Origin of the sequence: Paraburkholderia tagetis (assembly GCF_022213065.1) — a bacterium.
Taxonomy (GTDB): Bacteria; Pseudomonadota; Gammaproteobacteria; order Burkholderiales; family Burkholderiaceae; genus Paraburkholderia; species Paraburkholderia tagetis.
On the sequence record NZ_JAKLJA010000006.1, the window covers coordinates 249,998 to 256,532 of the forward strand.

6 protein-coding genes and 1 pseudogene are annotated in these 6,535 nt (G+C 67.2%); 3 read left to right on the plus strand and 4 right to left on the minus strand.

The genetic code is table 11. From position 1 onward, the window contains the following. Positions 1-91: 91 nt before the first annotated feature. The 4 genes from cpaB to L5014_RS11305 all read right to left on the minus strand — a co-directional run bounded on the left by cpaB (position 92) and on the right by L5014_RS11305 (position 2,379). A complete protein-coding gene (gene cpaB / locus L5014_RS11290; protein ID WP_238463697.1) occupies positions 92-1,036 on the minus strand; it encodes a Flp pilus assembly protein CpaB in 945 nt (314 codons plus the stop codon). Between the two features lie 26 nt (positions 1,037-1,062). Beyond that, complete coding sequence (locus tag L5014_RS11295; RefSeq protein WP_238463698.1) at positions 1,063-1,566, minus strand: TadE/TadG family type IV pilus assembly protein; 504 nt, start codon at positions 1,564-1,566, stop codon at positions 1,063-1,065. Next, positions 1,566-2,075, minus strand: a complete 510-nt coding sequence (locus L5014_RS11300) for an A24 family peptidase (protein ID WP_238463699.1) — start codon at positions 2,073-2,075, stop codon at positions 1,566-1,568. Before L5014_RS11300 ends, L5014_RS11295 begins: the two co-directional genes overlap by 1 nt. 100 nt (positions 2,076-2,175) lie before the next feature. Continuing rightward, the gene (locus L5014_RS11305; protein WP_238463700.1) at positions 2,176-2,379 is read right to left on the minus strand and encodes a Flp family type IVb pilin; all 204 of its coding nucleotides are present in this window, start codon (positions 2,377-2,379) and stop codon (positions 2,176-2,178) included. A 690-nt stretch (positions 2,380-3,069) separates the two neighbouring features. On the opposite strand from L5014_RS11305, the gene L5014_RS11310 reads away from it, so the two are divergent. The 3 genes and pseudogenes from L5014_RS11310 to L5014_RS11320 form a co-directional block, all read left to right on the plus strand. Beyond that, the gene (locus L5014_RS11310) at positions 3,070-4,503 is read left to right on the plus strand and encodes a collagen-like triple helix repeat-containing protein (RefSeq protein ID WP_238463701.1); all 1,434 of its coding nucleotides are present in this window, start codon (positions 3,070-3,072) and stop codon (positions 4,501-4,503) included. Positions 4,504-4,593: 90 nt separating this feature from the next. Further along, the gene (locus tag L5014_RS11315) at positions 4,594-6,114 is read left to right on the plus strand and encodes a collagen-like triple helix repeat-containing protein (protein ID WP_238463702.1); all 1,521 of its coding nucleotides are present in this window, start codon (positions 4,594-4,596) and stop codon (positions 6,112-6,114) included. 236 nt (positions 6,115-6,350) lie between these two features. Then, positions 6,351-6,535: pseudogene (locus L5014_RS11320) on the plus strand (hypothetical protein); the annotation flags it as partial.

A 6,535-nucleotide genomic window follows, 5' to 3' on the forward strand; every position in this document is an offset into this window, starting at 1 on the left:
CTCTCGTATGCGGCCAGGTCCGCGCAACCTGCGGGCGGCTCGAGCGCCGCGCGCTCATGCACACCGTGCATTCCATGCATCCCATACCTCATTACCAGGCGAGCGTTTCGGCACGCCCGCCCCGTATCACTTCGAGCCCACCGCGGGCGGCCGCGTCAGCGCGGCGCGGCGCGGCCGAGGCCACCGGCACCGTCTCGCGCGGCACGCCGCTGCCCGCAAGCTGGTCGAGCGCGACGCCTGCCGCCGCGCGCGTGGACCCATCCGGCGCCGTGAGCGAGACCACCTTGAGCACGCCGGGCTGCGGACCGAACGCGGCCGGATCCACCTGATCGTCGTCGGCCGGGTTGCGCAGCGCGAAAATCAGTTGCCCATGGCTTTGAGCGAGGGCCAGCCGGTCGACTTCGGTCACCGGCACGGCCAGCACCGCCGTGCGCGGCGCCGCGTTCTGCGTGCCGAAGTTGGTGGTGCGCTGCGCGGTTGCATTGCCCTGCGCGTTGGGCTGTGCGTCGAACACCAGCACGCGCGCCTTCGAAATCAGGAGACGCGCCTGAGTGCGGCCGATTTCGCCGCCGTTCATACCGCTGCCGTCGCGACGCAACGTGAAGAACACGTCGACGTAGTTGCCCGCGCGCAATGCGTTGCCGACCGCGTTGGTTTCGTCGACGCGCACGGCCACGGCGCGCTCGCCAGGCGCCAGACTCGTGGCGAGACTGGATGAAAGCTGCTGATCGAGCACGGGAGCATCGGCGGCAATATCGGCGAGCGGCACACGGCCCGCGACCAGCGAGCTATCGCTCACGGCACCCTGGGGATGAATCGGCAGTGGCTGTACGCGCAGTGCGTCAGCGGGAATCGGCTGCCCCGCGGACAGTGCGCGCGTAGCCACCACGACCGGCGTGAGCGAGCGCGTGGAAGACGGCGGCGGGACAACAACGGATGGCGGCGGCGGGCGGCGCGCCAGCGTCCACGCGAGCAGCCCGAGCACGAGCGCGCCCGCAATCAGGAGTGCTGCGGTGAGTTTGGTCAGATTGGCCATGAGCGGTCATCCACGGTGCGAAAGCTTCACAAGAGATTCTCCGGACTGATTTGCACGGTGGCCCGGCCTACGAGTGACGATGGCGCGAGCAGCCCCATGAGCGGCAGTGGAGGCACCAGCGGATTGGTGCTCCATGGGTAGGTGAGCGTGATCTGGACACAGTCCATTGCCGTGTTCTCGGCGCACCCCGCCGGCGCGGTGTTGACCGCCTGCGTGCATTGCGGCGCGTGCGTGAGCCAGTTCACAACAGCGAGCGCCCGCGTGCAGGCCGCCTGTGCGCGGCTCGCAAGCGCCGAAGCGGGATTGGCCCCGTTCTGATAGACGAGCGCCGCACGCGCCCCTTCCGCCGCGGCCGAGGTCAGGCTTTGCTGCACGAGAAAAATCATGCTGTACATGACGATCCCGTAGAGGATCGCGAAGAAAAGCGGGAACGCGAGCGCGAACTCGATTGCAGCGGTGCCGCGTTGCGCACGTTTGCCACGCCTTGCTCGCGCGAGAATTGCGCGGACGTTCGTTGCTCGCGCAATCATCAAGGCCACCCGGACATCAGTTGAAGCGCGAGCCAGACGAGCGCGGGCACGCTCAGGCACGCGGCATACGGCGTACCGCGTTGCGCACCCTCGGTAACGAGCCGCGCTGGCCGCGCTGGCCGCGCCATAGCGACATGCGCGCGTGCGCGCAGCGTAATCAACATCGCGAGCGCGTGCACGAACGCCGCGAGGCTCGCGACGACCCACAGGCCCACGAGCGGCTGCATCCCGCACCAGGCGCCGAGCACCGCGAAGACCTTGACGTCGGCCGCGCCCATCATGCCGAGCACGAAGAACGGCATGAGCGCGGCGAGCCCAACGGCGGCGGCAGCCAGCGCCTGACCGATACCGAGATGTGCCGGGCCTGCGTGCAGCAGCGCGGCCGTCAGTGCGGCGACGAACCCTGCGCCCACAAGAGCGTTTGGCACGCGGCGCGAGCGGCAGTCGCACACAGCAACGGCCACAGCCCACGCGCCGAACACGAGGCTGGATAAATAGAATGGAATCATCGAGAACAATGCGCGCGCAACTATCCAGCGCGCGCTCGCATGCGAGCGCGCGCTGGAAACCAGTTAGTGAGCGATGTTGAGCGTTATTTGAAACGCCCGATCAGCCGCTTGCCGCAGCTGCCTTAGCCGCAGTCGCAGCGCCCCCTACCATTGTCTCGACGGAGGTAAACAAATCTTTAACCGAACCACCAATAGCGGGAACGGTCGCTGCAACAGCTATCACAATAACTCCCGCAATAAGCCCGTACTCCAGCGCCGTGACCCCGTCTTCCGACTTGGCGAAACGCTTTAACAGCTTGTTCATTTCGGCCCTCTCTCTTCTTTGTGCTTTCACGCTGATCTGCACCGGCGCGCGCAGTGCATGCTATTTGAATTGCGCCAATGCATCCGGTCCACGAACTGTCATGTCAGTCCGCCAACGTTTTGGCCCAATCGCAGGCACGCCCCTCGAACATGCTCACGCCAGGCTCTCTTTTATATTTTTTTGTCTGTGCGTTTTTATAGCGTAACGCTTTGCGTAACGCAATCGATCGTTACTCAAATACCAAAGTCATAACTTCATTATCGGCATGCGCGTTTTACTGTTTACTTCGGGCAAACCATAACGCCACTAGTCAAGACTCGAAAAACTCACCGAGTTTTAACGTTTGCGCATTTCACCAGTCTCCATGCGGGTGCCGTGTCTTTACCCTTATGTTGGCAAATGCTTTTTTTCTCTTTTGTTACGGCAACGCCCGTAACACCGCACTCTCCGCGTTACGTGACGTAACACGCGGCATCACGTAACGCCCCGTTTCAGCTCCCGTCATTCGTTCTACAAAAGCATTCGCAAGCACTTGATATGTCTTGATTAGACGAAACCCTCCAGACAGTAACGAGTGTTGTTTTCGTGCGCGTCCTGGCATTGGCACGCCTGTTGCAGTGTAGGTGGCGCGGGTCCGATGGACCGGGCACACAACACCAACAACACACCATAACGAACCGAGGGCACATCATGAACAATCAGCGCATCGCGAACGCAGCACGCTTGACGGCCATTGCTGCGACCATCGCCACGCTGCTCTCGCTGACCGCCTGCGGCGGCTCGGGTTCCCTCGGCAGCGGTACCGGGGGCGGCAGCGGCAGCACGCTGCAAACGAGCGGCGGCAGCGATGGCAGTGGCGGCAGCACCGGTAGCGGGGACGGCAGCGGCTCGGGCAGCGGCTCTACCGCCGCGGACAGCACTAATGGCTCGGGCACCGGCACGGGCGCAGGAAATGGCGCAGGCGGCACGACCACCGGCAGCAACGGAAGCGGCAACGGCAGTGGAGACGGTTCAGGCAACGGCAACAACGGCGGCTCGACCGTCACCGCCAATGCCGTGGGCGCCGTCGCGCACGCCGCTGGCAATGTCGTGAGCGACACCGGCTCGACAATCACAAGCATCGGCAGCACGATCGCAGCGCAAACGCTGCCCGGCGTGAGCCCGCAAACCATGCAGGCTGCTGGCGGCGTCGTCCAGAACGTGGGCGGCGCGGTCTCCACGCTCGGCAACGGCGTTTCCCATGGGCTCGGCCAGCTCGGCGCGAGCAGCAATCCGGTGGGCACCACGCTCGCGAGCACGGGCGGTGTCGTGAGCGACGCGGGCAATGCCGTCACCAGCACGGGTCAGCTCGTCACGAGTCTTGGCGCCGGCCCGCTTGCACCGCTCGCCGCCGTCACGACGCCCGTGGGTTCCACGGTCGGCACGATCGGCACCGCCGTCACCAGCGCGGGCAACTCGCTCACGAGCGCGCTCACGCAAGGCCCGGTGCAACAGGTCACGCAGCAACTGAGCGCGACTATCACGCCGATTACCTCGGTGCTCGCCTCCACCACGCAGACGGTCGGCGGCCCTACGGGCGTCGGCACGCCGGTCGCGGGCCTGCTGCAGACGCTCGGCGGCAACATCCAGAAAGGCGGTGCGCTGGTCGCGCAAACGGGCGGCGCGAATCCCGTCACGACGGGTGTGGGCAACCTCGTCGCCGATACGGGCAAGACCGTCGCCACGGCCGGCAACCTGTTGACTGGCGGTCAGGCGAGCGGCAGCGGCAATCCGCTGGGCGGCAATCCGCTCGCGCCGATCACGGGCATCCTGAGCGGCGTGACCGGCGGTGCTACCGGTGGCGGCGCGGCAGTCGGCGTTGGTGCGGGCGTCGGTATTGGCGCAAACACGGGCAGCAGCAATCTTCTCGCTCCGGTCACAAGCGCGGTCACAGGTGCCGTGAGCAGCGCAGGCACCAGGCCCGCCGGCACGTCCAGCGCACCGGCCACCAGCAACACGACCAGCACGACGCCCGGCCTCTCGCTCTCCTCGCTGACTGGCAGCGGCAGCTCCAGCAGCGGTGCAACGAGCCCGCTCGGCGGCCTCACCTCGCTCGTTGGCGGCCTGCTCGGCAGCAAGAAGTAATCCGCTTCGGCAATCCGGCCTCGGCAATCCATTCGGCACCGCGTTTCAGCACCTCTTTCAGCTTCAGATCCAGTTCAGGAGACAAGCGTCATGTTCAGCAGCTCCAGTTCCACCGCAAATCACAACGACCGCGATCGCACTCCCGCGCTCGTGCGCAGCCTGCGCCTGACTGCGCTTGCCGCTGCCGTGGCCTGTAGCGTCGCCGCCTGCGGCGGCAGCAGCTACACGCCACCCTCCGCGTCTTCGGGCGCAGGCGGCACAACAGGCGCGACCGGCACTGGCGGCACCAGTGGCGCCGGCGGCTCGACCGCCGGCACGGGTGGCGGCTCGGGCAGCAACAGCGGCGGCGGGAACACCACCACGTCGAGCGGCACGGGCGGCGTGGTCAGCACGGTGGCTAAATCGGCCAGCGATCTCGGCAACGCGGTCGGTTCAACCACGGTGCCGGGCACGAGCCCACAGGTCAGCCAGGGCCTCGGCGACGCGGTGTCGAGCACCGGCGCAGTCGTCGGCGCACTCGCCGACGCCGTCTCGAATGGCGTCGGCCAGACCGGCTCGACGCCCAATCCGGTCGGCACGACCGCAGCCGGGCTCGGCAACGTTGTGAGCGCAACGAGCGGCGTGGTCCAGGGCGCAGCGACCACGGTCAACGGTCTCGGCAGCGGGCCGCTCGCGCCGCTCTCCCCTGTCACGACGCCCGTCGCCACCGTCCTCGACACGACGGCCAACGCCGTGAACGCCACCGGCAAGACGCTCGGCAACGTGCTGTCGTCCGCACCGGTACAGCAGGCCACGCAGCCGGTCAGCACGACCATCACGCCGATCGTCACCACGGCCGGCCTCCTCACCCAGCAAGTGGGCACCTCGACGGGACTCGGCGTGCCGGTTTCGGGTCTGCTCGCGCAAGTAGGCGGCGCGCTGCAGACGGCCGGCGCGAAGGTCGCGTCGTCCACCGCCGGCTCGCAGGCGAGCGGCGCGCTCGGGCCGCTCGGACCGCTCGGCGCGGATGCCGGCGCGCTGGTCGGCACCGTCGGCAACACGGTCACCAATGCGGGTGGCCTCGTCAATCCGAACGGCCCGAACGGCGCCGCGCCGATTCCCGGCCTCATCACGAGTCTCGTGGGCGGCAGTACCGCACTCGTCGGGAACGGTCCGCCGACCGGCGCTGCCGCAGCCGGCCCGCTCGGCCCGCTCAACGCGGCGGTCGCGAGCCTCGGTCTGGGCGGCACGCCGCTCTCCACCGTCACGGGGGGCAGTTCCGGCGCCGCGGGTGGCGCGGGCACGCTCACCGGCGGCCTCGGCAGTCTGCCGGTGGCGGGCGGATTGCTTTCGGGCGTGAGCGCTGTGGGCTCGTCGGCGGCCGGTGTCGCAGGTGGTGCCGCAAGTAGCGGCAGCTCAGGCACTGCTGCGGCTACGGGACCGCTCGCTACGCTCGCGGGTGGTGGCGGGGGCACAGGTGCAGGCGGACTACTCGCTCCGGTGACGGCGCTCGTCGGCACCGGAGCGGGTGCACTCGGCACGACGGTCGGCGGCACCGGTTCTTCAAGCAGTTCTGGTAGTGCAAGTACATCGGGGGGACTACTGAGCGGCGTGCTGCACAAGTTGCCGTAGCGCGCGCAATCATCGTCGTGCAAGATAGGCGATGCACGGCACGGCGTTTAGAGAGGAACGCCGCGTCATGCGAAGCCTGGCAATACAGCATCAGGTAGTACGGAGTACGCAGGAATAAAAAACACAGGCAATCAGGGAGCAATATAAAGACCGTCACCAAGGCGGCACAAAGAGACGGCCGCGCCGGAAGGTTCAGGCAACCGGCGTGCGCCGTCCGACAAGTCGGGGGTCGTCCAATGAAAGGCGCAGAATGGGCCGTGCTCGCCACGGTGGGAATCATCGCGAGCATCGGTTTGACTGGGGTGGCGGTCGCGCAACAGAGCCGTCCAGTGGCGGCTAATGTGCCGGGCGGCGCTCCGCAGGGCGGCAACCCGCTAGAAGCCCTGCCGCAAATCAACGCGCCCAAGAAGGCGCCCAACGT

Bases quoted from the DNA above. Each gene is read 5' to 3' on its own strand.
- cpaB (WP_238463697.1), bottom strand. From the start codon at position 1,036: ATGGCCAATCTGACCAAACTCACCGCAGCACTCCTGATTGCGGGCGCG.
- L5014_RS11295 (WP_238463698.1), bottom strand. From the start codon at position 1,566: ATGATTGCGCGAGCAACGAACGTCCGCGCAATTCTCGCGCGAGCAAGG.
- L5014_RS11300 (WP_238463699.1), bottom strand. From the start codon at position 2,075: ATGATTCCATTCTATTTATCCAGCCTCGTGTTCGGCGCGTGGGCTGTG.
- L5014_RS11305 (WP_238463700.1), bottom strand. From the start codon at position 2,379: ATGAACAAGCTGTTAAAGCGTTTCGCCAAGTCGGAAGACGGGGTCACG.
- L5014_RS11310 (WP_238463701.1), top strand. From the start codon at position 3,070: ATGAACAATCAGCGCATCGCGAACGCAGCACGCTTGACGGCCATTGCT.
- L5014_RS11315 (WP_238463702.1), top strand. From the start codon at position 4,594: ATGTTCAGCAGCTCCAGTTCCACCGCAAATCACAACGACCGCGATCGC.